This is a genomic window from Hymenobacter sp. 102 (assembly GCF_049949205.1).
Taxonomy (GTDB): domain Bacteria; phylum Bacteroidota; class Bacteroidia; order Cytophagales; family Hymenobacteraceae; genus Hymenobacter.
Genome location: NZ_CP188172.1, coordinates 4,516,276 through 4,540,527 on the forward strand (window position 1 = coordinate 4,516,276; position 24,252 = coordinate 4,540,527).

20 protein-coding genes and 1 other RNA gene are annotated in these 24,252 nt (G+C 60.7%); 6 read left to right on the forward strand and 15 right to left on the reverse strand.

Annotated elements, in window-relative coordinates:
* Positions 1-15 precede the first annotated feature (15 nt).
* Both ACN19L_RS19555 and ACN19L_RS19560 read right to left on the reverse strand, forming a co-directional pair.
* Positions 16-459, reverse strand: a complete 444-nt coding sequence (locus ACN19L_RS19555) for a hypothetical protein (RefSeq protein ID WP_426491140.1) — start codon at positions 457-459, stop codon at positions 16-18.
* A gap of 74 nt (positions 460-533) precedes the next feature.
* On the reverse strand, positions 534-1,307 hold the full coding sequence (locus ACN19L_RS19560) for an AMP nucleosidase (protein WP_226267404.1): 774 nt from the start codon (positions 1,305-1,307) through the stop codon (positions 534-536).
* 188 nt (positions 1,308-1,495) lie between these two features.
* Between ACN19L_RS19560 and ACN19L_RS19565 the strand changes: the two genes are divergently transcribed.
* The 3 genes from ACN19L_RS19565 (at position 1,496) to ACN19L_RS19575 (ending at position 4,314) form a co-directional block, all read left to right on the forward strand.
* Complete coding sequence (locus ACN19L_RS19565; protein ID WP_426491141.1) at positions 1,496-1,948, forward strand: type I restriction enzyme HsdR N-terminal domain-containing protein; 453 nt, start codon at positions 1,496-1,498, stop codon at positions 1,946-1,948.
* A 115-nt stretch (positions 1,949-2,063) separates the two neighbouring features.
* Positions 2,064-3,896, forward strand: coding sequence for a PAS domain-containing protein (locus ACN19L_RS19570; protein WP_426491142.1), 1,833 nt, complete (start codon positions 2,064-2,066; stop codon positions 3,894-3,896).
* A 4-nt stretch (positions 3,897-3,900) separates the two neighbouring features.
* A complete protein-coding gene (locus ACN19L_RS19575; RefSeq protein WP_426491143.1) occupies positions 3,901-4,314 on the forward strand; it encodes a response regulator in 414 nt (137 codons plus the stop codon).
* On the opposite strand, the gene ACN19L_RS19580 is transcribed toward ACN19L_RS19575, so the two are convergent.
* The 4 genes from ACN19L_RS19580 to ACN19L_RS19595 form a co-directional block, all read right to left on the reverse strand.
* The gene (locus ACN19L_RS19580) at positions 4,315-6,213 is read right to left on the reverse strand and encodes an LTA synthase family protein (RefSeq protein WP_426491144.1); all 1,899 of its coding nucleotides are present in this window, start codon (positions 6,211-6,213) and stop codon (positions 4,315-4,317) included.
* A 73-nt stretch (positions 6,214-6,286) separates the two neighbouring features.
* Positions 6,287-6,886 (reverse strand): SMI1/KNR4 family protein, encoded by a 600-nt coding sequence (locus ACN19L_RS19585; RefSeq protein WP_426491145.1) that lies wholly within the window; start codon positions 6,884-6,886, stop codon positions 6,287-6,289.
* 137 nt (positions 6,887-7,023) lie between these two features.
* Positions 7,024-8,151, reverse strand: coding sequence for an alanine dehydrogenase (gene ald, locus ACN19L_RS19590; RefSeq protein ID WP_426491146.1), 1,128 nt, complete (start codon positions 8,149-8,151; stop codon positions 7,024-7,026).
* A 171-nt stretch (positions 8,152-8,322) separates the two neighbouring features.
* The gene (locus tag ACN19L_RS19595) at positions 8,323-9,096 is read right to left on the reverse strand and encodes a DUF1573 domain-containing protein (protein ID WP_426491147.1); all 774 of its coding nucleotides are present in this window, start codon (positions 9,094-9,096) and stop codon (positions 8,323-8,325) included.
* A gap of 261 nt (positions 9,097-9,357) precedes the next feature.
* Between ACN19L_RS19595 and ACN19L_RS19600 the strand changes: the two genes are divergently transcribed.
* On the forward strand, positions 9,358-11,781 hold the full coding sequence (locus tag ACN19L_RS19600; protein ID WP_426491148.1) for a thiamine pyrophosphate-dependent enzyme: 2,424 nt from the start codon (positions 9,358-9,360) through the stop codon (positions 11,779-11,781).
* A gap of 82 nt (positions 11,782-11,863) precedes the next feature.
* Here ACN19L_RS19600 and ACN19L_RS19605 read toward each other — a convergent pair whose 3' ends face one another.
* Positions 11,864-12,412, reverse strand: coding sequence for a hypothetical protein (locus ACN19L_RS19605; RefSeq protein ID WP_426491149.1), 549 nt, complete (start codon positions 12,410-12,412; stop codon positions 11,864-11,866).
* Positions 12,413-12,529: 117 nt separating this feature from the next.
* Here ACN19L_RS19605 and ACN19L_RS19610 point away from each other — a divergent pair, with 117 nt between their 5' ends.
* The gene (locus ACN19L_RS19610) at positions 12,530-13,531 is read left to right on the forward strand and encodes an acyl transferase (RefSeq protein WP_426491150.1); all 1,002 of its coding nucleotides are present in this window, start codon (positions 12,530-12,532) and stop codon (positions 13,529-13,531) included.
* A 99-nt stretch (positions 13,532-13,630) separates the two neighbouring features.
* Here the strand turns inward: ACN19L_RS19610 and ACN19L_RS19615 are convergent, their stop codons facing one another.
* From ACN19L_RS19615 to rnpB, 4 genes are all read right to left on the reverse strand, one after another.
* Complete coding sequence (locus ACN19L_RS19615) at positions 13,631-14,131, reverse strand: YetF domain-containing protein (protein ID WP_426491151.1); 501 nt, start codon at positions 14,129-14,131, stop codon at positions 13,631-13,633.
* A 69-nt stretch (positions 14,132-14,200) separates the two neighbouring features.
* Positions 14,201-15,379: a sigma-54-dependent transcriptional regulator gene (locus ACN19L_RS19620; RefSeq protein ID WP_426491152.1), complete on the reverse strand. Its 1,179-nt coding sequence runs from the start codon at positions 15,377-15,379 to the stop codon at positions 14,201-14,203.
* Positions 15,380-15,594: 215 nt separating this feature from the next.
* Positions 15,595-18,231, reverse strand: a complete 2,637-nt coding sequence (locus ACN19L_RS19625; RefSeq protein ID WP_426491153.1) for a cellulase family glycosylhydrolase — start codon at positions 18,229-18,231, stop codon at positions 15,595-15,597.
* Between the two features lie 284 nt (positions 18,232-18,515).
* Positions 18,516-18,963: RNase P RNA component class A (gene rnpB, locus ACN19L_RS19630), an RNA gene on the reverse strand.
* Between the two features lie 212 nt (positions 18,964-19,175).
* Between rnpB and ACN19L_RS19635 the strand changes: the two genes are divergently transcribed.
* Positions 19,176-19,469: a hypothetical protein gene (locus ACN19L_RS19635; protein ID WP_426491154.1), complete on the forward strand. Its 294-nt coding sequence runs from the start codon at positions 19,176-19,178 to the stop codon at positions 19,467-19,469.
* Here the strand turns inward: ACN19L_RS19635 and ACN19L_RS19640 are convergent, their stop codons facing one another.
* The 4 genes from ACN19L_RS19640 to ACN19L_RS19655 all read right to left on the reverse strand — a co-directional run bounded on the left by ACN19L_RS19640 (position 19,470) and on the right by ACN19L_RS19655 (position 24,085).
* A complete protein-coding gene (locus ACN19L_RS19640) occupies positions 19,470-21,332 on the reverse strand; it encodes a M1 family metallopeptidase (protein ID WP_426491155.1) in 1,863 nt (620 codons plus the stop codon).
* Between the two features lie 8 nt (positions 21,333-21,340).
* Positions 21,341-21,844: a hypothetical protein gene (locus tag ACN19L_RS19645; RefSeq protein ID WP_426491156.1), complete on the reverse strand. Its 504-nt coding sequence runs from the start codon at positions 21,842-21,844 to the stop codon at positions 21,341-21,343.
* A 76-nt stretch (positions 21,845-21,920) separates the two neighbouring features.
* The gene (locus ACN19L_RS19650; RefSeq protein ID WP_426491157.1) at positions 21,921-23,036 is read right to left on the reverse strand and encodes a Smr/MutS family protein; all 1,116 of its coding nucleotides are present in this window, start codon (positions 23,034-23,036) and stop codon (positions 21,921-21,923) included.
* A gap of 104 nt (positions 23,037-23,140) precedes the next feature.
* The gene (locus tag ACN19L_RS19655) at positions 23,141-24,085 is read right to left on the reverse strand and encodes a DUF2279 domain-containing protein (RefSeq protein WP_426491158.1); all 945 of its coding nucleotides are present in this window, start codon (positions 24,083-24,085) and stop codon (positions 23,141-23,143) included.
* Positions 24,086-24,252: the final 167 nt, after the last annotated feature.

Here is a 24,252-nt window from a genome sequence, read left to right on the forward strand (position 1 = left end):
GTAGCCCGTTGCCAGTTACCGCACCCGCTGCGCCCGGGCTTTGCGGGCACATTTGCGCAGCCATAGCCGGGCGGCAGCTTCATCGGTAAACCGCTGCAGATAGTACGGCAGGTCCTGGCCGGCGGGCAGAGGCGGAATTGCCGGCGTAGCCAGCACGCCCGCCAGCTGGTTAGGAGCCATCAGAAAAGCCAGGTAGGCAGTGCCACCGAGGCGGGGGGCCAGTTGCGGAAAAAATACGTCCAGCATCCAGAACACGTCGGCCGCGTCGATGCCGGCGGCGCGCCGGGTGGTATCAATCAGCCAGTAACGGCACTGGTACTGGTGCGCGGCATCCAGCAGGCAGGCGTAGCCCTGGTGCATCTCAAACGGCATGACGGAACGCTGCCACTGGCCCAGCAGTGTGCGGCGGCGGCCTTCGTAATTGATGTGCAAATAGGCAGGGGAGGCAACCAGGGGCATAGATGGGGAGGCCGAAAAAGAGCGGGGCCTGCGCTATGCTCAGCGCAGGCCCCGCAAATAGCAGTTTTTTTCGGTTATTCGAAGCGCATGTGCTTTACCGACTCGCCGGAGTTTTTCAGCTCCAGCAACGAATCGATGCCGATTTGCAGGTGCGCCTTCACGAAGTCAGCGGTTACCTTCTTGTCGCTTTCCGAGGTTTTCACGCCTTCCGGCGTCATCGGGTTATCCGATACCAGCAGCAGGGCACCGTGGGGAATTTCGTTCACGAAGCCCACCGTGAAGATGGTAGCCGTTTCCATATCCACGGCCATGGCCCGGATCTGGCGCAGGTACTCCTTGAAGTTCTCATCATGCTCCCACACGCGGCGGTTGGTGGTGTACACCGTGCCGGTCCAGTAGTCTTTCTCGTGCTTCTTGATCATGCTGCTCACGGCCCGCTGCAGGCGGAAGGAGGGCAGGGCCGGAATTTCGGCCGGCAGGTAGTCATCAGAAGTACCCTCGCCCCGGATGGCGGCAATGGGCAGGATCAGGTCGCCGAGCTTGGTTTTGTTTTTCAGGCCGCCGCACTTGCCCAGGAACAGGGCCGCTTTGGGCTTTATGGCCGAGAGCAAATCCATAACGGTAGCGGCCATGGGGGAGCCCATGCCGAAGTTGATGATGGTAATGCCGCCCGCCGTGGCCGTTTGCATGGGTTTGTCGAGGCCGCGCACTTCAGTCCCGAACTGCTCGGCAAACATGTGCACGTAATTGATAAAGTTGGTCAGCAGAATGTACTGGCCAAACTCGTTCAGGGCCACGCCGGTGTAGCGGGGCAACCAGTTCTCGACGATGTCGGATTTAGTCTTCATAAGCGAAATATAGGGTTGTTGCTTGGTGAAAGGCTGCGTGCTGGCCGGTTACGGCCAATTGCCGTAACCCCGAGCCCTCAGCCGGAAAATTTCAGGTACAAAAAAACCGTCGGAACCCAGCGGATGGGGTGCGACGGTACGGGGCGAAAAGCGGGAGTTGAGTACCCAGGGCCGTACCTTTGGAGGTGATGCAAGAGCTGAACCTGCCGCCTTTCGACTGCAAAGTTATACAATCCGGCGAAAATTTGCTAATCTGGGACGTGCTGCGCCGACGACATGTGGTGCTTACGCCCGAGGAATGGGTGCGCCAGCACGTGGTGCACTACCTGATAGCGCATCGTGGCTACCCCAAAGGCCTGCTGAGCCTGGAGCGGGGGCACCGCTACAACCAGCGCCAGAAACGCACCGACCTGATTGCCCTGGATGCCACGGGGCAGCCGCTGCTGCTGGTGGAGTGCAAACGGCCCACCGTGCCCATCACGGCCGCCGTGGCCATGCAGGCCGCCACCTACAACCAAACCATTGGGGCTCCGTTACTGCTGCTGACGAATGGGCTGCAGCATTTTTGCTGGCGGGTCAACTTCGAAACGCGTTCCAATGTGCAGCTAACGGAAGTTCCCTGGTATTCAGGCAATAGTTAATAGGAAAATACCTATTCTCTTTGTGGGCATGGAGTTGCGGTAATTTGCTTTCTTTAGGCTTTGTTCTACCCGCCAGACCCACTGCCCGGAGCAACCTACTGGTGTTTCCCCTCCCATGCTACCCACTGCCACGATACCTGAGCAAGTTCAGTTTCTGACAAATCCGCGGGCCGTGGTGGTGCTGGATGCCGCTGGTAACCTGGTACGGGTGACGGCCGGCTTTGCCGGGCTGCTGCAGCGGCCTGCCGCCGAGCTGTTGGGTACCAGCCTGACCGAACTGCTCCCCGGCCCCGAAGCCAGCATCCTGCCTCATCTGCTGCAGCAGGCCCTGGCTGGTCGTCCCGTCGATTTTACCGCTGAACTGCCGCGGCAACGCGGTGCTGTTACTATGCTGCTACTGCCTTTACCGGCCGCGCCGGGGGAGCCAGCTTGGTTTTACGGCGTGGCGCAGCTAACAGAACCGCAGGCGGCTACCCAGCTTTTGCTGGAGCGGCAACGGCAGTTGACTACCATTCTGGATACCACTGCGGATGTGGTATTTGTGCTGGGGGTAGAGCAGGGCCAGTACCGGTTTCTGTACGTGAACAAGTCCTTTGAAACCACCACCGGCCTACCCACCGGACAGGTAGTGGGGCGGCTGACGACGGAAATCATACCCGAGCCCTCCCTGAGCGAGGTGCTGCAGCATTACCAGCGGGCCATTACTACCCGGCAGGCCGTCACCTGGCAGGAAACCTCGGAGTACCCCACCGGTCGTAAAACGGGCGAAGTAACCGTTACGCCCGTTTTTGGAGCCGATGGGAGCTGCCAGCTGGTGGGTACCGTACACGACCTGACCCGGCAGAAAGAAGCCGAAGCCCGGCTGGAAGCCAGCAACGAGCGGTTTCATTATGCCCTCAAAGCCACCACGGATGCCGTGTATGACTGGAATATTGCGGCTGATACTCTGTACTGGGGCGAGGGATTTGAGGCGCTGTTTGGTCATCAGCTGGCTCAAAACCCTGCGCCCTTCCACAAATGGGGTGATTTTGTGGCACCCGCCGAATATTCCCGCGTAGTGGCCGGGCTGCGGCACGCGGCCTTCGAAACCGCCAACGTGTTCTGGCAGGAGCGTTACTGCTTTCAGCGGGCCGATGGCTCCTGGGCTGCCGTGTTCGACAGGGGCTACATCTTACGGGATGAGCAGGGCCGGGCCTTCCGCATGATTGGGGCTATGCAGGACGTATCGGCGCAGAAGGAGGCCGAGGAGCAGCAGCAGCTTTTGCTGAAGCGGCTGGAAAAACAGAATGCCGACCTGCAGCAGTTTACTTATATCGTGTCGCATAACCTGCGGGCGCCGCTGGCCAACTCCCTCGGGTACGCTACGCTGTTGGGAAAAGTAGATAAAAACTCGGCCGTGTTCGAAGAGTCGCTGCGGCACCTGCACACCAGCCTGCAACTGCTGGACGCGGTAGTGGCCGATGTAAGCAGCATATTATCGGTACGCGACCAGCAGGGTAGCCTGCGGCCCGAGCCGGTAGCATTGGCCGAAGTGTGCCAACAGGCCCTGCAAAGCCTGGAAACCCAACTGGCGGCTTGCGGCGGGCAGGTGCTGTGTCGTATTCCCACGCACCTGGCCGTGATGGGTAGCCGGGCGTATTTTCACAGCATTTTTCATAATCTGCTCTCCAACGCCATCAAGTACCGCGCCGACACCCGCCCCCTGCGTGTTACCATTGAAGCCCGGCAGCGGCCCGATGGGCGAGTGGAGTTGCTGGTGGTGGACAACGGGCAGGGCTTTGATACGGAGCAGGGCGACGTGTTTCAACTGTACCGGCGCTTTCACCCTAATATGCCCGGCCGCGGTATCGGCCTCTACCTCGTGAAAGCCCACGTAGAATCTATGAACGGGCACATCAGCGTCCGGAGTGCGGTGGATGCCGGTACTCAGTTCACGCTTCTGTTCTAGCTTTATGTCCGTGACAACCTATCTCATCGACGATGATACGCTCAGCGTCTACCTGACCGAGCAACTGCTGCGGGCGGAGGGGTTCTCCAACTCCATCAGCACGTTTCACTCAGCGCAGCAGGCGCTGGGCCGGCTGGTGCAGGACACGGCCGGTACCCCGCCGCAGGTAGTATTTCTGGACCTGAATATGCCTGTAATGAACGGCTGGCAGTTTCTGGAGGCGCTGCAGCCCTACCGGCAGGGGTTGCTGGGGCGCTGCCACATCTACATTCTCACCTCCTCGCTCGCCCTCACCGACCTGGAAAAAGCCCGGAACTATGACTTGGTCGCGGGCCTGATTCATAAGCCCATTGACACGGAGGAAATCCGGGCCATTCAGGCCAGCCTGGAAAGTCCGGACGTGCCCGAACCGTTGTAGCTAGCGGTACAGCCGGTTGTCGAGCAGACCATCGGTGAAGTATTGAGCGGCTGCTTTCAGTTCGTTGCCATACTGTCGGAGCAGGCGCGGGTCGGGAGCCGGCAAAGCAGCTTCAGGCATCTGATGGGTGCGGTAGGGGTAGAGGCGCACGGTATTATCGGCCGTCAGCTCGGTCACGAAATCCTGATGCACCAGAAACAAAGAGCCCCCGCTCAGAAACAGCGCCCGGCCCGACGTGCGGGAGTCAAACACCGAATACCCGAACGGCAGCAGCTGCCGTCCGGCGGGCACGTTCAGGAAGTCGAGCACGGTGGCCGGCACATCGGCCTGCTGGGTGATGCGGTGCACGTTGGCCGGGGGCAAAGGCCGGCCCGGGTGAAACAGCAGCAGCGGCGTTTTGTAGGCACCCAGTGTGTTCTGGTAGTCCGGCCGGTCTGACTGGGAGGTGTGGTCGGCCAGCAGAATGAACAGCGTGTGGCGGTACCAGGGCTGGCGGCGGGCCGTTTTGAAGAACTGCCGCAGCGCAAAATCAGTGTACCCGATTACCCGGTGAATGGGCTGCGTACCCGCCGGAAACCGGCCGGCGTACGGCCGGGGCACCTCAAACGGCTCGTGGGAGCTGAGCGTGAACAGGGTGCTGAAAAACGGCTGCCGCTGCTGGCTCAGCTGCCGCGCGAAGTACTGCAGGTAGGGCTCATCAGCAATGCCCCAGTGCCCATCGAAATCGGGGCTTTTCTCGGCACCGGGGTATTCGTTCAGCCCGAAATACTGCTGGACCCCGGCAATGCCGCTAAAGGTGTTGAAGCCCATGGTACCATTCTGCGCGCCATGAAATAGGGAAGTAGCATAGCCCTCCCGGCCCAGAATTTCGCCCAGCCCGTGCAGCTCATCCGTCTGGAAGGGGGAGGTGATGAAGGGGTGCTCGTTCAGGGAAGGCAACCCCGCCAGCACGGCTGGCAGCGCCTCAATGGAGCGGCGGCCGTTGGCGTAATGCTCCCGAAAGAACAGCCCTTGGGTGGCCAGCGAGTCGAAAAAAGGTGTGTAGCCCTGGCCATTGTTCTCAATGCCGGTGTATTCGGAGGCGAAGCTTTCCAGCAGCAGCACCACCACATTGTCGCGAGGGGCACTGGGCCGGGGTTGGGGCGGCAGCGGGGCCAGGGCCTGCTGCACCGAATCGGGGGAAGTGAAAAACTCCCGCCGCTCCAGTGTTTGGGCCCCCAGGCTTTTGAGGAAAGTAAACGTGCTGTTCAGGGCCACGTGGCCCAGCACCGGGGGCGTCTGCATAAAGGCGTGGCCGGTGCGCAGAGGTTTGAGCTGCACCCCGCCCCGAATGCCCAGTACCACCAGCCCGCCCAGTACCAGCACCTGCCCCAGGTAGCGGAGCACCACGGCGCGGCGGCTGGCCGGCACCGTTGGTACAGCCGCTGGGGTGGCCGGCCGGGGCATGGGGTACAGGTACCACAGCGCCGCCAGCACCAGCCCAAATGGCACCAGCAGAAACCAGTATTGCAGCAGCAGCTGGCCGGCCTGCCGGCGCACATCGTCGCCAATGGTAAACAATTCGTTGCTGGTGCGCCGCCCGATAAACCGGAAATACTCCACGTCAATCAGGTTGAGCGCCACACCCAGGCTGTTGAGCAGCAGCCACATCACCCGCAGCATGCGCTGCCACACCAGATGGCGGCTAGGCACCAGGCTCAGCACCAGCCACGGCAGATTCAGCAAGAGCAGGCCCGCAATGTCAAACCGGAAGCCGTGCCAGAAGGCCAGCGCCACCTGGGCGGGCGCGGCCTGAAAGGCGGCCTGGTTGAACAGATAGAAGCCCAGGCGCAGGAGCAGGTACACACCCAACAACAGGGAAAACCGACGAACCAGCAGGCGCAGAAACTCGGAAGGCATACGTCAGACACAAGAGGCAACGCCCCCAACAGATGCAAAGCGGGTGAGAAAAGCGGCGGAAAGACGCGGCCGGCTACAAAGGTTGCAGCCGAACCTGCTGTCCGTCGGGCAGGTCCTTGATCTGCCGGTGAAACTCGGCCAGCCACGCCAGCCGCTCCGTTACGGATACGGCTTTGGCGCTGGGTTTGGATTGGCCCTGGGTGGCAATGCACAGGGGCGGATACAGGCTTAGCAGCTGCCCGGGTTGCAGCACACCGCCCGCCTGCTGAAACGCCCGTAGCGGCTCCATGCCCAGGGCATCGAGCGGAAATTTCTCCACCCCAAACAGGAAGTGCTTGAAGTCCACTTCCAGGTCGGCCAGCTCCCCGGTTTCAGTGTCCAGCCATAGCACGGCATCCCCGCGCAGCAGAAACTGATTGCCGGCGCAGTCCTGCGCAAACGGAATGTCGGCTTTCTGCACCTCGGCGTAGGTGCGCCATAAGGCCCGCTCGCCCTGCCACACGCTGGCCAGGGAGTGCCAGTTGGGGGCCGATACGCAGCCCCGGATGTGCAGCCCGCCAAAGTAGGCCACCACGCCGTTCTGCTCCCGCAAAAATGCCTGCAGGTAGCCCGGCAGCTTGGCAAACGTCACTAAGTCCGTCAGCTCGCCGCCGGTATAAAGGATGCCTTTCATGGTCAGATCAGTAAACGGCAAGTAAAAATTGAGCGCCTGCGGGCGCCCTTGGAAGAAGTAAAGTAAAAATTGAGCGTCCTAACGACAACGAGGCCGTCAGAACGCTCAATTTCTACTGTTGAAACGGCAAGAGTTACTTACGCAACAGCCGTTTCCATTACCGATTCAACCGATTCCAGGGGCAGGCCCCAGGCGTCGGCTACGCCTTTATACACCACTTTGCCGTGCACCACGTTCAGGCCGAGGCGCAGGGCCTCGTCGCGGCGGCAGGCTTCCTGCCAGCCCAGGTTGGCCAGCTTCACGGCGTAGGGCAGCGTCGCGTTGGTTAGGGCCAGGGTAGAGGTATAAGGCACGGCACCCGGCATGTTGGCCACGCAGTAGTGCACGATGTCGTCGATGATGAAGGTGGGATTTTCGTGGGTGGTGGGCTTGCAGGTTTCAATGCAGCCACCCTGGTCCACGGCCACGTCCACCAGCACGGTGCCGGGGCGCATGGTCTTGAGCATGTCGCGGGTGATGAGGTGGGGAGCCTTGGCACCCGGAATCAGTACGGCGCCGATGATGAGGTCGGCGGTTTTGATGGCTTCGCGGATGTTGTACTCGTTGGAGTACTGCGTTACCACGTTCTTGGGCATGAAGTCGTCCAGCTCGCGCAGGCGGTTCAGGCTGATGTCCATTACGGTTACCTTGGCACCCAGACCAGCGGCAATTTTGGCCGCCTGCGTGCCCACGATGCCGGCACCCAGTACCAGCACTTCGGCGGGCTTCACGCCGGGTACGCCGCCCAGCAGAATGCCGCGGCCTTTCAGAGGTTTCTCCAGGTATTTGGCACCTTCCTGCGGAGCCATGCGGCCGGCTACTTCGCTCATCGGAATGAGCAGGGGCAGGGCGCGGGTAGGCAGCTCCACGGTTTCGTAGGCCAGGCACACCGCTTTGCGCTCAATCATGGCGTGGGTCAGCTCCTCGCCCGAGGCAAAGTGGAAGTAGGTGAACAGCAGCTGGTTTTCCTTGATGAGGGGATATTCCGAGGCAATCGGCTCCTTCACCTTCACAATCATTTCCGCCTTGGCGTACACGTCCTCGATGGTGGGCAGCACCGTGGCGCCCGCCTGCTCGTACTCGGCGTCCGAGAAGCCGCTGCCGTTACCGGCCGTGGCCTGCACGTACACCTCGTGGCCGTGCTTACGGAATTCAGCTACGCCGGCCGGGGTCAGGCCAACGCGGTTTTCGTTGTTCTTAATTTCTTTCGGTACGCCGATTAGCATGGCTCGAAGCGGGTGTGAAAATGGGGTGGATGAGGATTGCCCGGGTAAGGCGGGGCAAAGATAAGGCGAAGAAGTGAGTGAAAGCGGATGAGGTGCTGAAGTAAAGAGCCAAAGCGCGGGCGGCCCCCAACAGGACCGCCCGCGCTTTGGCTCTTTACTTCTCCCATTACCTTATTTAAACGGTACCGAAGCGCCGCTTTCCTTCACCATACTGTTGGCGTTCAGGTCCTGCACTACTAAGGCCTTCAGCGTCAGCTTGGCGTCGCCGGTAATGTCGTTGCTGGTAATTACCACGGACTCACTCTGGTTGCCCAGTTTGCGCTGGCTGTACACCAGTTCCACCACGGCGCTCTGGCCGGGCTTGATGGGCGAGGGCACGTTTTTGTAGCCTACGCAGTAGCACTGCGAGGTAATGGCCCCCAGCACCAGATCCTGCTTGCCGGTATTCTTCACCGTGAACTTGGCCGCTACCGTCTGGCCGGCTTCTATCTTGCCGAAATTATGCACGGTGCGGTCCAGCGTCATGCGCGGCGACTGGGCCAGCTGGGCCGGCGTGAGCGAGGATTTCAGCTGCTCCTTGTTCAGCACGTTGCCTTTGATGGTGAGTACCGTGCTGGGCGTGCTGGCGTTGCTGGTTACCGTAACGGTTTTGTTGAAGATGCCGGGGCGGCCGGCGCTGCTGTACACGGCCTTCACAATACCGGTTTTGCCGGGCAGTACCGGCGTCTTGGTCCAGTCGGGAGTAGTGCAGCCGCAGCTGGCCTGCACGTTGGCAATGATGATGGGCTGGTTGCCGGTGTTCTTGAAGCGAAACTCGTGGGTAGCCATAGTCCCCTCAGGTACGCTGCCGAAGTCGTGCAGCTCTTTTTCGAAGGTGAGTGCCCCTTGGGCCTGGGCTGCCACGGTTACCAGCGCGGTCAGCAGAAGAGAGAAAAGGTATTTCATAAAAAGTGGAGTTATGAATGCTGAGAGCTGAGTTATGAGTGATGGAATCAGGTGAATGAATGTAATGGGCCAGACGAACCAGCTAATTCATCATTCATAACTCCACTCTCATAACTCACCAAAGATAGCCACAAACCGGCTACCACCGCATCGGCGGCAAATCCGTACTTTTGGGAGCCCGTTAACCGGTTGGGCGGCTTTCCCACCTTTTTCTGTACTACCGGTTCCACCCACCACCCGCTACCACTCCGCATTCTATCTATGTCCACTGCCGAAACCGCCGCCGACGTGCAGACCAGCGTCGCCTCCCTCAGCAAAGAAGACCTGCTCCGCGACTACCGCCTGGGCTGGGAAAGCCGCCACGCCTCCCTGGCCGGCCGCAAGGAAGTATTCATGGGTAAGGCCAAGTTTGGCATCTTCGGTGATGGCAAGGAAGTGCCCCAGCTGGCCATGGCCCGCGCTTTCCGGGCCGGCGACTGGCGCGCGGGCTACTACCGCGACCAGACGTTTATGCTGGCCATTGGGGAGCTGACACTGCAGCAATATTTCGCCCAGCTCTACGCCCACGCCGATGTGGAAGCCGAGCCCAGCACTGCCGGCCGCGCCATGAACGGCCACTTCGGCACCCGCCACCTGGATGAGGACGGGAACTTCCGGAACCTGGCCGAAAGCAAAAACTCCTCCGCTGATATCTCGCCCACCGGCGGCCAGATGCCCCGCCTCGTGGGCCTGGCCTACGCCTCCAAACTCTACCGTCAGAACCCTGAGCTGCACCAGTTTTCCCAGTTTTCGGTAAACGGCAACGAGGTGGCCTTCGGAACCATCGGCAACGCCAGTACCTCGGAGGGTATGTTCTTTGAGGCCATCAATGCCGCCGGCGTGCTGCAGATTCCGCTGCTCATCAGCGTGTGGGATGACCACTACGGCATTTCGGTGCCCGCCGAGTACCAGACCACCAAGCAGAGTATTTCGGAGATTCTGAAAGGCTTCCAGCGCGAAGGCGAAGGCCAGGATGGCTTCGAAATTTTCCGGGTGCGCGGCTGGGACTACCCGGCCCTGGTTGATACGTACCAGCGCGCCGCCGAGGTGTGCCGCACCCAGCACGTGCCCGTGCTGATTCACGTGCAGGAAGTAACCCAGCCCCAGGGCCACAGCACCAGCGGCTCGCACGAGCGGTACAAAAGCAAAGACCGCCTGAGCTGGGAAGAGCAGCACGACTGCCTGCGCAAGCTGCGCGAGTGGCTGCTGGTGGAAGGCCACGCCGCCGAGCAGGAGCTCGACCAGATTGAAGCCGAAGCTAAAGAAACCGTGAAGCAGGCCCGCACCGCCGCCTGGAACGAGTTCTTCAACCCCATCAAGCAGGAAGCCGCCGAGGTAGTGGAGCTGCTGAACCGGTTAGTGAAGGAAAACGGGGGCGAAAACCAGCTGCACGAGTTGGTGGAGGCCCTGGCCCACAACCCGGCCCCCATCCGCGCCGATCTGGTACGCACCGTACGCCGCGCCCTGCGCCAGGTGCGCGGGCAGCGCAGCGGAGCCCGCCGTGAGCTGCAGAACTGGCTGGAGCAGGCCCTGGCCGAAAACGCCGACCGCTACAACTCCTACCTGTTCAGCCAAAGCGAAGAGGCCATTGGCAACATTGAAGAAGTGAAAGCCACCTTCGCTGCTGATGCTCCGCAGGTAGACGGCCGGGAGGTGCTGCAGGCCTGCTTCGACGCCAATTTCCAGCGCGACCCGCGCATTTTCGCCATTGGCGAGGACGTGGGCCGCATCGGCGACGTAAACCAGGCGTTTGCCGGCCTCCAGGAGAAATTCGGGGAGTTGCGCGTGACGGATACCGGCATCCGGGAGTGCACCATTGTGGGGCAGGGCATTGGGGCGGCCATGCGCGGGCTGCGCCCCATCACCGAAATCCAGTACCTCGACTACCTGCTGTACGCCATCCAGATTCTCTCTGACGACGTGGCCTGCCTGCAGTACCGCACCAAAGGCGGCCAGAAGGCGCCGCTGATTGTGCGCACCCGCGGCCACCGCCTCGAAGGCATCTGGCACTCAGGTTCTCCCATTCAGATGATTCTGGGCTCCATTCGGGGCATGCACCTGTGCGTACCCCGCAACATGACGCAGGCCGCTGGTTTCTACAACACGCTGCTGCGCTCCGATGAGCCGGCCATTGTGATTGAGTGCCTCAACGGCTACCGCCTCAAGGAGCGGATTCCGCAGAACGTGGGCGAGTTTACGCTGCCCCTGGGCCAGCCCGAAACCCTGAAAAAGGGCGACGACCTGACCATCGTTACCTACGGCTCCATGTGCCGCATTGTGCTGGACGCCGCCAAGCAGCTGGAGGAAGTAGGTATCAACGTGGAGGTAATCGACGTGCAGACCTTGCTCCCCTTCGACGTGGACCACGTAGTAGCCGACTCGCTGCAGCGCACCAACCGCGTGCTGTTTGCCGATGAGGACGTGCCCGGCGGTGCCACTGCCTACATGATGCAGCAGGTACTGGATGAGCAGCAGGCCTACCGCTTCCTCGATTCCCAGCCGCGTTGCCTTTCGGCCCAGGCTCACCGCCCGCCCTACGGCTCCGATGGGGATTACTTCAGCAAGCCTAACGCCGAGGACGTATTCGATGCCGTGTACGAAATCATGCAGGAAGCCGACCCCAAGCGGTTTCCGGCTATCTACTAGAGTAAGGCCGGGTACGGAAACGGGCAACGACTAATCAGAAACCTTGCTGATAAGTCGTTGCCCGTCCCTGTGCATGCGGTGGTTAGCGCGTCAGAACAAATGAGTTGGTGAATACCTCGTTGCTCTGCTGCAAAGCCCGGTCCTGAATCTTGATGCGGAAGCGCATTGTTGCGCCGGGTTGCAGAGACGGAACCTGGAGCCGGTAAAGGGCCAGGCCGTATTCAATGTTTCCTTCGATGGGGGCCTTCTTATCTCCCTGCTCGGCGGGTGCCAACCGCTTAAAACGGCCGCTCAGGCCGGGCAGTGAGGTAGTGAAGGGGTCGTCTACAAACTCGTTGTTTGCGTTGCGAATCTGAAGAATGCAGAAGTACGTGTAGTTGCGCAGATTTTGCGGGGAGTTGGGTATTTCCTCTTCCGGATTCAACCCCAGGTCCCCGTCGCCATCTTTGTAGCTAACGTTGATGACCAGCGAGTCGCGCGTACCGCGGGCATTATTGATGAACTGCTGCTTCAGCGTTTTGAACTCAATTTCGGGCGTTTCCGGGTAGTCGGGCGGAGAGATGCAGGAAGCCACGCCCACGCCAGCGGCCGCGAGCAATAAGGCGTAACGAAGCGTAGGAAGTATGGACATACAGTGCCAGATAAATCAGCCGGGCCAGTCAGCCCCAACAGTCGGGAAGGTACAACATCTGAACGAACGAAGCGCGGGCCGCATTGTTCTACCTTTCGCTAACCTTTACCGCCCCGAATGAGTTTCCGCGCCCTTCATCTGCAACAGCTCCCCTCGCTCACCTCTGCAACAGCCCCCGCGGCGGCTCTGGCCCTGTTCCGCTACCAGGCCCGGCGCTGCGCACCTTATGCGGCTTACCTGGCGGCGCTGGGCTGTCAGCCGGAGCGGGTGCAGCAGCTGACGGATATTCCGTTTCTGCCCATCGAGTTCTTTAAAACCCAGGACGTGCGCACCGATGCTGCCGAGTGGAGCCCGCAGGAAACGTTCCTGAGCAGCGGCACTACCCGCCAGAGCCGTAGCCAGCACCAGGTGCGCGACCGGCAGCTGTACCGGCAGCACGCGGCCCGCATCTTCGAGCAGTTCTATGGCCCGCTCACCGGCTGGACGTTTCTGGCGCTGCTGCCCTCGTATCTGGAGCAGGGCAACTCCTCCCTGGTGGCAATGGTGGAGTACTTTTCCCAACAATCAGGACAGAAGCAGCCGGCTTTTTTTCTGCGCGACCATGACGCTTTGCTGGCGGCACTGGCGCAGGCAAAACTGGAGTCCGGCCGCCGGGTGCTGCTGCTGGGCGTGAGCTACGCCTTGCTGGATTTTGCCGCCGCCTACGCCGGCTGGCCCGAGCTGCACGGCCTTACGGTGCTGGAAACCGGCGGCATGAAGGGCCGCCGCCGCGAGATGATCCGGGAGGAGCTGCACGCCGAGCTGCAGCAGGCCTTTGGGCCGGCCGGCATTCACTCCGAGTACGGCATGACGGAGCTGCTGGGCCAGGCCTACAGCTTCGGCGACGGGCGGTTTCACGCGCCGCCCCAGCTGCGGGTGCTGCTGCGCGACCCGTCCGACCCATTCTCGGTGTCAGAAACCCGCGCGGCCGGGGCCCTCAACGTCATTGACCTGGCCAATGTGGACAGCTGCGCCTTCATTGAAACCAAGGACCTGGCCCGCCTGCACCCCGACGGCTCCTTTGAAGTGCTGGGCCGGCTGGATAATTCCGACGTGCGCGGCTGCAACCAGATGGTATGAATCATGGAGGCAGATAAGAGGATGCTACCGATTCATTCTCTCAGCTAATCTGACATCAAGAAGGATCTGCGGTATCCACACCATCTGCATCATCTGTGCTTAGCTTTTCTTCACCACCGTAATCACGCCGTCGTGCTCCAGGCGTACTTTTTCCACTTGGCTGAGGTCGTCGGTACTGGCGGCGGCCCGGACGCCGGCGCGCAGCTCCGGCTCGCTCACGCTGGCCCGGCGCAGCTCGTGCTGGTGAATAGTAGTGCCCTCAGCCAGTACCGAGTCGGAGCCTTTCACCAGCCGGCGTAGGGTGGGTGAGAAGTACAGCGCGTAAGCTAGGGCCCGGTGCACGGCTACCAGCGCGGCGGCCGCCACAAAGGTGATACCCATAGGCGCATCGGCAATGATGACGCGGCTGAGCAATGCCCCGAACATAAACTTCACTACCATGTCCAGGGCACTGTTGCCGCCGAAGGTGCGTCGGCCCGAGAGCCGCAGCAGCACCAGGGCCACCAGAAATACCAGCACTGCCCGGGCGCAGGTCTGGGCTACCGTAATGGTGGCGGCCGTGGCCTGCATACCGAGTAATTTATCGAAGAATGCTTCCATAGATACGTAAAATGCCGGCCCGGGCGGGTCGGCATTTTACGTACGCAGGTGGCGGTGGTAGTGGCTGAATTACTTGCCGGCAAAGGCCCGGGCGTCGGACTCCGTAATGGTGTCGTCGCTCATAATCACGAGGCGCTCCACCACGTTGCGCAGCTCCCGGATGTTGCCGCGCCAGTCGAGGTTTTGCAGATACTTCAGGGCCGCGGCATCCACTTTCTTGGGTTTGTTGCCGTAGTCCTGGGCAATGTCTTTGAGGAACTTCTCGATGAGGGCCGGGATGTCGTCGCGCCGGTCGTTGAGGGCGGGCACCTGAATCAGGATGACGGACAGGCGGTGGTAGAGGTCCTCGCGGAAGTTTTTGTCGGCAATTTCCTGGAGCAGATTCTTGTTGGTGGCGGCCAGCACGCGCACGTTCACCGAAATTTCCTTTTCGCCGCCCACGCGGGTAATCTTGTTTTCCTGCAGGGCCCGCAGCACCTTGGCCTGGGCCGAGAGGCTCATGTCGCCGATTTCGTCCAGGAACAGCGTGCCGCCGTCGGCCTGCTCGAACTTGCCGATGCGCTGCTTCACGGCCGAGGTGAACGAGCCTTTCTCGTGCCCGAACAGCTCCGACTCAATCAGCTCCGAGGGAATGGCGGCGCAGTTCACTTCCACCAGCGGGCCACTGGCGCGGTTGCTGAGCTCGTGCAGCTGCCGGGCCACCATTTCCTTGCCCGCCCCGTTGGGCCCAGTGATGAGCACGCGGGCATCGGTGGGGGCTACCTTCTCAATGGCCTTGCGCACGGCCGACAGCGCCTCGGAGTCGCCAATCATTTCCGAGTTCTTGGCCAGCTTTTTCTTGAGCGTCTTGTTCTCGGTGCTGAGCTTGGTGGTTTCGGTGGCGAGCTTGCTGTGGTCGAGGGCGTTGCGCACGGTTACCAGCAGGCGGTTCAGGTCTGGGGGCTTTTGCAGGAAATCGTAGGCTCCCTTTTTGGTAGCGTCCACGGCCATTTCTACGTTGCCGTGGGCCGATACCATGATGAACGTGGCACCGGGGGCCAGAATCCTGGCCCGCTCCAGCACCTCAATGCCGTCCATCTTGGGCATTTTCACGTCGCAGAGCACCACGTCGTACTTATCCCTGATAAGCATATCCAGGCCGCTGGGGCCGTCCTCGGCCTGGTCTACCTGGTAGCTCTCGTATTCCAGAATTTCTTTCAGCGTGTGCCGAATGGCCTTTTCGTCGTCGATAATGAGAATGCGGGGCATAGAAAAGAGGGAGGTGTAGAATGCGAAAGGTACAAAACGTGCCGTCGAATTGCAGGGTTGAGTGAGCCGAGCATTCCGGCTAACGATACCCTGATGAACGTCCTGCTGAGCTTGCCGAAGCATCTCTACCGTTTCGTCTGATTTATTCAACGAAGCGGTAGAGATGCTTCGGCAAGCTCAGCAGGACGTGCTTTCTACATAGGTCCTCATTAAGCCTACCGCAGCTCCACCGATTCAACATCCAGATACGGCCGCTCCGAGGTGGCTGACGCGGCGGCGGGAGCCAGCAGAATCTGCAAGACCTCCGCCTGGGCCAGCGGCAGGGTGGCGGGGCCGTCGGCGCGGAACGTCATCGGCAGAAAGCTGGGGTAGGGGCGCGGCAGCAGCACCTGCTGCGCTGGCCGGAACGCCGTCAGCGGCACCCGAATCTCCTGCAGCTCCGGTCCGACGGTCACTTCCGTGGCGTAGGCCGCCGCGTCGCGGGTAGTAAGAACGAGGCGGACCGGGCCGGCCCCGCCGCCGCGGCGGGCGCGTAGTACCAGCTCCCGGAAGTTGCCGGTCTCAGTGGCCCGCGCCGCCAGCCGGTCGCCGAAGTAGGCCCGCAGAAAAGCCACCGGGGCCTGCGGATCGAAGAAGGCCGGGGGGCTGGCGGGCGTAGGCGCCTGGAGCAGGCGCAGGGCCAGCCGGCCGCTGCCAGTGGTCACGTAATCGGTCCAGCCAGAACCGTTGACGCCGCCGGTTTCTACCCGCTGCTGGTCCTGGGCCGCCTCAAACAAGGGCAATGGGGCTCCGGTCGGTACAATAGGGGTTTCCCAATGGTCCTGGGGCGCGTAGTCCCAGTCGCGGGGGCTACCGGCAAAGCCGCCGGGGAAGGTGGTGGTTTGTTGGCTATGCTTCACCACCACCCAGTAGCGCAGCAGCCCGGGGTAAAGCAGCTCGGCGGGCACGGTGGCCTCGGCGGAGGTGAGCGTGGGGCGGCGCATGGGTATCGTGCGCGTCGGGCCGTAAAAATGCTGGGCAATCAGCAGCACCGAATCGGTAGGTTCCGCGCCGGCCACGGTGGCCCGCAGCACAACGGGCCGGCCGGCGAGCAGCTGCGCGGGCGGCGTGTGCATCACCTGAGTAGGTAAATTCGTAGCGGCCGGGGCCACGAATTCGCCCAGCTTGATAGCGCCCAGCTGAGTTTGTGCCGTGTAGGCCGCCGTGCTTTTGCCCCGGGCTGCTACCACGTACGCGCCCGGCCGCAGCGCCACCGTGCCGCCGCTGGCCTGGCCCTGAAACGCGTTGCCCTCATTCAATCCGCGGACTGTGAAATCAGTGCCTAAGCCCGGCAGCGCGAGGCGCAGGGGCTGGGTGTTCCAGCTGATGCGCGTAACGGGCTGGCGCAGGGAGGTTTTGGCAAACGGGTCGCGCACCGGAATGGCATCGGGCATCACCTCCAGCCGCCACACGCCGGGGGCCAGCCGGTCGAGGAAATAAGCCCCCGTGCCCTGGTACTGCACCAGCGGGGAGGAGCCGGTGCCGGCCACGCGGCGCAAAGCGGCGGGCTTGCGCGGGGCGGTAGTGGTGGTGCTGGTATAGTAGAACTCCTCGGGCGTATTCAGCTCGCTCAGGCCGTTGCGGTAGCTCACCCGGAAGTCCTCGAAGGTGGAATCCTGGGGGTACGTGGCGAAGGGCTGATTGCGCTTTACCCGCCGGAACACCTGGCCCGCAATCAGCAGGCTGATGGCCTTGGCGGGCGTGTAGGCCATATTCAGGTAGTGCGTCTGGTATTCGGTGTTGGCGTAGGCCAGGGCCAGCGGGTCGTAGGCAAACTGGGTGGCCCACTGGAAGCCGGCGCTACGGAAGCTGCGGGCCATCAGCGGGTACATCACTGGCTGCAGAATATCAGCCGACTCAAACTCGTACACCAGCCGAGGCTTGCCGGCAAAGCGCGGGTCTTGGGCGTACGGAATCGGGTACTGCTGCACCAGTGGCAGCAGGTTGCCGCGCAACGTGTGCCCATTCACCAGCGCCGACGGGTACCACTGAAACGTAAAACCCTGCACCGGGCTGCCCAGAATGGCGTTGGCCACGGCCGGGCTTTCGGCCAGGTTGTAGAAGATGGGTTTCTTATAGCCCGTGGCGCGCATGGCCGCCACCATGCGTTGCACAAACTCGCTCACTTCGGCCTCGGGCTGGCGGTAGTGGGGCTCGTTGCACACCTCGTAGGCAATGATGTCAGGGTCGTCGCGCAGGAGCAGGCCTGTGTACTGGTTGCGGTGGTTGAGGAACTGGCGCAGGTAGTTTTCCTGGGCCCGCACGGCGCGCGGGTTATTGTAGGCCCGGGCCTTGGGGTAGATGGCCGAGAAGCCGGTCTGGGCCGTATCGGGCTCGGGGTAGCCGTTGCCCCAGTAGGCAATGGGCGTCAGCACGGTCTTGATGCCGCGCTGCTTGAGCCGCTGCAAGAGGTAATCGAGCAGGCGCAGGTGCTCATTCTCCAGCACGTTGCCCAAGGTGTCACTGATTTCCACGTCCCAGACGTGCACCCGGAACGCATCAATACCCAGCCGGGAGAGGTGGTACACGTCCTGGTCGATGCCCTGCTCGGGCGACACGCCCAAACGGCGGTGGGCCCGGTAGGAGTGAGCGAAGGGCGTGGTGTAGTTGACACCGAACAGGGCCACTTCTTCCTTCGAGCCCTGCCAGCGCAATACCCCGGCCGCATCCACGTACACGTCGGCGGTTTTGGGCAGGGCTTTCTGGGCGAAGGCGGGCAGGGAAATCAGCAGCGCCAGCAGCCAGCCGAAGCTAGCCAGTGCCAGCGGCCAGCGGCGGGGGGCGCTGGGTAACACTCGTGTCAGATCAGACATTATGCAAACGTTTGTGTATGCGAAATAACACTATTTAACCCGATTTTCGGGATACTATAAATTAGAGGTGGGTTTAATTCCCCTCCTTGGAAAGGAGGGGCTAGGGGTGGTTGATAGTCGTTGAACGGCGTTTAGGGCTAGCTCTAGAATCGTTCTGACACTCATCAACCACCCTTAGCCCCTCCTTTCCAAGGAGGGGAATTAAACCTGGCTTTAGCCTACAATCGGAAACCGGCAGCAACCGAAACGGCCGCCGCACCCGAAGATGCGGCGGCCGTTTGAAGTGGCGTGATGAGTCTGTAAGCCGGGTTTTGTCCGCCCGCCCGAAAGCACGCGGCCCCACCATTTATCTAGGCCCGAACTCGCGCGCGGGCTCCATCAACCTACCCGCCAGCGCCGGACGAGCCGCCCGGTGCGCCCCCGAAGGGCCGCGTACTGGCTTATTTGGTCTTTCAACCCCTGAGGTTTACCCAGCCGGCGTGGTCACCCAGCCGCTGGTGCGCTCTTACCGCACCTTTTCACCCTTACCAAAGGTGAAATTGTGAAGTGGTGAGATTGTGAAATTCACAACTTCACCTTTCACAACTTCGCCATCTGGCGGTACTTTTCTGTGGCACTGGCTGTCCTGAGAAGCTTTACGCCGCCCAGTCCTTCCCGTTAGGAAGCAGGGTGCTCTGCGTTGCCCGGACTTTCCTCGTCGCCTTGCAGCGCCGCGGTGGGGCGACCCATCACTGCGGGCAAAGGTAAGATTTTTGAAGTAGGGTGACAGGACTAATGATTGTATGTATCATATTCACATGAGACAGGATAGCACTTCATGATAAAGCTAAAGTGATATTAGCCTTTACTTATTTCTTTTGATATAGCTTAATAATAGAATTCTATCTGACCTTTGAAATGCTTGAAATATTTATCTTTTTTCAGCTGATAGACGGGTAAGCAGAATGGTTGACAAGCATGATTTAATAGAAGCTGCAAGTAAATTGGTGCAAGAGTTTCATGTTATTGAAGCGAATCTTGCCAAATCTCAGCAAGGCTCAGATGGTGTTATTCATTCAGTTACCATCACACTTAGCAAGTTGCTTTATGCAGTTAGCAACAATCTGGTTATAGACAGATCTATTAAAGATGGACTTGACCAATGTTGTGTAGTTGCAGTAAGAGTGTTTGAAGGATCGGGAATTGATGATGATTTGTTCAGGATAAGAGACTTGGCAAGCAAATATCAACCGAGCTAATTACTTCCCCTCCCACACATTATCCTTCGGGTAGCTGTCGGGTACGAGGGTGGCACCCAGCTTCATCTGCTTCACGGCTTTGGCGGTGGTTAGGGGCACGGTTACGGTTTTTGCGCCTTGCTCCCACACGGCTATGGTGCGGTGCAGCTTCTCGGTGGAGTTGTCCTGGTAGGTTACGGTGAGGTCCACGGGGACGGGTTTGGTGCCTTTGGCTTCTACTACTACATCATAGCCAACTGGCGTTTTGGTTACCTGCTGGATGGCCAGGTCGGGGTAGCCGCCGTCGAAGAACCAGCGCTGCCAGAACCAGTTGAGGTTGCGGCCGGCCCCGGCGTTCATCGAGTTGAAGAAGTCGTAGGGCATGGGGTGCTTGCCGTTCCACTGGCGGATGTAGGTGTGCAGGGCCTTCGTGAACAGCTCGTCGCCCAGCAAATCTTTCACGTAGAGGTAGCCCAGACCCGGCTTGGGGTAGGAGTTGAGGAAGAACGGCGTGCCCGTCTGCTGGGTGCTGAGCGTAACGATGGGCAGGTCCACCTCGGTATCGGCGGCGGCGGCGTAGGGGGCAATGCCGTAGTCATCGTCGAGCTTGGGGTCGATAATGCCCGAAATCAGCCACTCGCCGATGGTGGCCCAGCCCTCATCCATCCAGCCGTACTTGGTTTCGTTGATGCCCATGTAGAACGGGAACATCGTGTGGAAAATCTCGTGGTCGGTGAGCGTAATGGCGTCCTCGCGGGTGCTGGTGGGGTTGTCGTTCACCATCATCGGGTACTCCATCTGGTCCAGCCCGTCGAAGATGGTTTCGTGCGGGTAGGGGAAGGGCCATTTGGGGAAGGTGTAGCTCATGGCCTCCACCGTTTTGCGGGCGAAGTGAATTACCTCTTCGTAGTCCTTGTGCTCGGGGTTGTACACGGCATCCACGCGGGTGCGGCGCTTGGTGGCGGGGTCCACCACCAGGCTGCTGGCCTGCCACACGTAGTGGTCGGTGGTGGCGAAGGCGAAGTCCGTCACGTTTTTGGCCTCGAAGTGCCAGGTATTCTGGGCGGCGGGGGCCGTCAGGTCGCGGGCTTTGAGGTCGGCCGTGGTGATGATGGGGGTGATGCCGTCCTTGGTTTCGGCTTCGCGCAGGCGCTGGGCGTACTTCTTGCCCAGCACTTTGTCGGCGTTGGTCAGGTCGCCGGTGGCCCACACCACAAAGTGGCGGGGCACGGTTACGTCCACTGAAAAGTTGGCGAAGTCGTTGTAGAACTCCTGGCTGCCGATGTAGGGGTGGCGGTTCCAGCCGTCGATGTCGTCATAGACGGCCACGCGGGGGAAGAAATAGGCCACAAAATCAGCGCCCGGTTCTACCTCCCCGGTGCGCATGTGAGAGCCTTTGTTGAGTGTGTAGGAGTAGCTGACGGAAATCTGGGCGGTCTGCCTGGCCCCGATGGCCCGGCGCAGCGGCACCGTCAGATTAGTGAAATCGGCCTTGAGCTTGGCCACGTCCACGGGCTGGCCGTTGATGGTCAGCTTCTCCAGCTTCATGCCCTCGCCCACATCCTCGGGGCTCATGCCGCTGGCCCGGGGGGCACCTTTCTTGTAGAGGTTGGGGTAGAGCTTAAACCACAGCTGCCGCAGCGAATCGGGGCTTTGGTTGTGGTAGGCAATATCCACGGTGCCCTTCACCAGCCGCGTGGTGGGGTCGAAACTGACTTTGATGGCGTAATCGGCCGAGTTCTGCCAGTAGTTGGGGCCGGGCTGGCCGGTTTCCGAGCGGGTGCCTTTGGCATATGTGGCCTTCAGGTTGCGCGGTACGGGCAGCTGCTGAGCCGCTAAGACGAGGGGGAGGAGAGAAGCGGCGAGAAGCGCGGGGAATTTCATGCGGAAAGTTATTGCCAAAGATGTTGAAGTTTATGCCAGATGCGTTGCTGAAGACTGTCTGGCATTTCACGCGCGTGACGTCGCAAAGCGGCTTCAACTACTTGATATCTTCTGTGCTTTTCGGCCATAGTGTCAACAGACAGAACATAATCTGCTGGGCCACACCTTACCAATTTTAAGTCAAGCGGAGTAATACGGTGTTTGCCGTTTATGAAATACACAAAGGAACTATGAGAGCGGTTCTGTTGGTAAATAGAAACCAACCCTATAAGATTCGCGGATGTGGCTGTTGGGTAGAATCTGTAGGCCTTTATATAATTACCCTGTTTCCACTCGCCGCACCTGTCACTATTCTGCTGTCCTACAAATCGTTTGAGTCGCCAATGTTGAATCTGATTAAGCCCAAGCTGTCTTGGAGAAACTGCGGAACGATAATATCCATTTGTACATCCGGCAAGAGCATAACTCAACACTGCAAAAGATGCCAAGACGCATAAAAGACGAATAAACATGAGGGGATATTATTAACTCTGCCCCGGAAAGCTACTAACCAATAGCTTTCCGGGGCAGAGTTAATTTCAGCTAAATCTATTTCAACCGCACCAGCGTGGCGCCGTAGCCAAACTTCTCCTTGCGGGAGTCCTCGAAGAACTTGATGTCCCGGTTGCGGCTGAGCAGCTTGTGCAGCTCCTTGCGCAGGGTACCGTTGCCGGAGCCGTGGATGAAGATGATTTCGTGCATGTTGGTGGCCAAAGCGCGGCTCAGGGTGTCCTCGAAGGCTTCGAGCTGAAGCTTGAGGATGGCCGTGTTGCTCAGGCCCTCGGCTCCTTCCGGCATCAGGGCTTCCAGGTGCAGGTCCACCTCGTGGGGCGGGGCTACAATGGCTTTGGTGGGCTCGGGGGCCGGGGCCACGGCGGCAGGCTTGGCGGGGGCGTTGCCGCTGAGCTGGGCTTTGAGCGTTTCGGCCAGCTTTTCGGGGGCAATAACTGCCGGGGCAGCGGGCTTCTCGTCCAGCTGAAACAAATACGCCTCACGCTGCAGCACCGGCACGTTGGGCTGGCGGCTGGTGTAGAAGCTGGCCGCCTTGAATTGCAGCCGCTTGGTGAGCAGCTCGTAGGCTTCGGCGCCGTTCAGCTGGAAGGGCAGCAGCTGCACCACGGCCGCTGGCCACTGGTCGAAATCCTTGAGGTGCCAGTGGCCCAGCGGGGCGCTAACGGTTTTGGCGGCCAGCTTCTCGCCCTTCAACCCCCGGTATTTACCCTGACGCTCCTCCCCAAAGGTATAGAGCACGTCCCGGTCGGTATGGTTCACCAGGTGCAGGGCTAGCAGCTCCGGCGACTGGTGCGTAAGAGCCAGGTAAAGGCCTTTCTGCACCGGCGGAGCCACGGTTTTATCGGCTTTCACCGGGGCGGGGCCTTCGGTCTTGACGGGGGCAGGAGTGGGGGCCAGCTTGCCCGAGGCTTTGGCGGCCCGGGCCGCGTGGGCCGCGCCGGTAGCGGCAGCTTTCTTCTCGGAGGCTACGGCAGCGGCGCTCTGCCCAAAGGCTTTGGTTTCCTCGGCGGCTACTACCACCACTTCGCGGCGCAGCACCGGAATGGTGAAATCATTATCAATGGCTACTTCCACCAGCTCGTCGCTGAGCAGGCGGGTAACAATGCCTTCTTCGCGCCCGGTGAGCAGGCGTACACGGTCTCCAACGTTCATATCAACTAACTAAAAAATGCGGGTGGAAAGGAAAACAAAGGTAGCGGGCAAAACGGGCCCGCGCTGAAACAGGCTGTACGGGGTTTGCCGATGGGCGGATTAGGTTAGTAGTACAACCCGTGCGCCACAAAACCACGCCGCGGATTCCATTCCAGAGCGGGGGCGGGCAGGTGGAAGATGCTCGCCACGTAAAACACCCGTTTCAGCAGCTTGCTGCGGGTCGGGATGCGGCGCAGGTCCACATCGAAGCTGAGATAGTACTGCCGGTAGGGGCGCAGACCCAGGGCCGCGTTGGCGTCGACATCGTTATACACCATCTGCTGAGCGCCGTAACCGACGGCTGGCTGCAGCCAGCGGGGCCAGCGCGAAGTGGCGGGCAGCCAGGCCCCCACGTCGGCGCAGAGCCAGTAGGTCTGCCCATTGTAGTCCTTCAGGTGCTTTTCGGCCAGGCTGCGGCCCAGTACGTTGGGGCGCAGGGCCGAGTAGCGGGTAGTGTGAAAGGAGTATTTGGGCATGAGGCGGACCTCGCCCCAGGCCAGCTGCTGCCCGATTAAACCGGCCGAGCCCAGGAAGTTCGCGGCCAGATCGGTGGCTGAGGCTCCGTACTGCGGGTCGCGGCCGTCGAGCAATTCAATGGGGCTTTGCAGCAGAAAGCCCACGAAGCCTCCGTACCAGGTAGCGCGACGGTCGGGCACGCCGGCCCAGCGCAGCATGTCCACGGCACCCCGGCTTTCGTGAAACGCGCCCCAGAAGTGGCCCGCTTTATCCATCTGCTTCCACTCGTGCGAGTCATCAAACCAGTGAAACCGGCTTCGCTCCCCCGTGTACCAGCCCTGGCTGAGTAAGTACATCGTGGCTGAGTAGGATACTACCAGCCCACCCGCCAGCACCGGCAATCGGTGGTTGAAGCGGGAAGCCGGCAGTAGCGTATCGGTGGGAGCCAAGGCCGGCGTAGTGGAGGGCACGCCGGTAGCCCGCGCCACCGTAGGGGCCTGGGCCTGCGCGGTAGCCAGTGAAAGCAGCGTAGCCAGCAAAAAGCAAATACGCAACCCGGGCTGCCGTGCGGAAAAAAGAGGGCCAGACAACAAATCCACGCGGGAGGCTCAATGAAATTAAAACGCGCTTAAATCTACGAGAAAAGCCGCTATTGACTTGGCAGTACGTGAGTACTTACCGTATCTTTAATGCCCTCTTGCGCCCGTAACAGCTGTTCAGT